This window comes from Cupriavidus sp. SIMBA_020, from assembly GCF_046535395.1.
In the GTDB taxonomy this organism is placed as follows: domain Bacteria; phylum Pseudomonadota; class Gammaproteobacteria; order Burkholderiales; family Burkholderiaceae; genus Cupriavidus; species Cupriavidus campinensis.
Window position 1 is genome coordinate 1 of the sequence record NZ_JAWRWU010001683.1, and the last position, 235, is coordinate 235.

General features: G+C 63.0%; 1 protein-coding gene. It reads right to left on the bottom strand.

Annotation, left to right across the window (positions count from 1 at the left end; translation table 11 throughout):
* Positions 1 to 235, bottom strand: a 235-nt coding sequence (locus SB751_RS35330) for a LysR family transcriptional regulator (RefSeq protein ID WP_410749654.1), incomplete at both ends; no start/stop codon positions are given.

Sequence of the window (235 nt, forward strand, 5' to 3'; positions counted from 1 at the left end):
CGGCCTGCTCCGCCATCAGGAAGTCTGCGAGGAGGCGCTCGCAATGCGCAAGCCACGTCTGCCCCGCATCAGTGAGCGACTGGCGGCGCGTCGTGCGCACGAGCAACTTGACACCGAAGCGCGCTTCAAGGGAGGCGATACGTTCGCTAACAACTGAAATCGCGAGCCCAAGCTTGCGCGCCGCAGCCGACAATGACCCCAGTTTGGCCACTTCCACAAACACCTGCATGTCGCT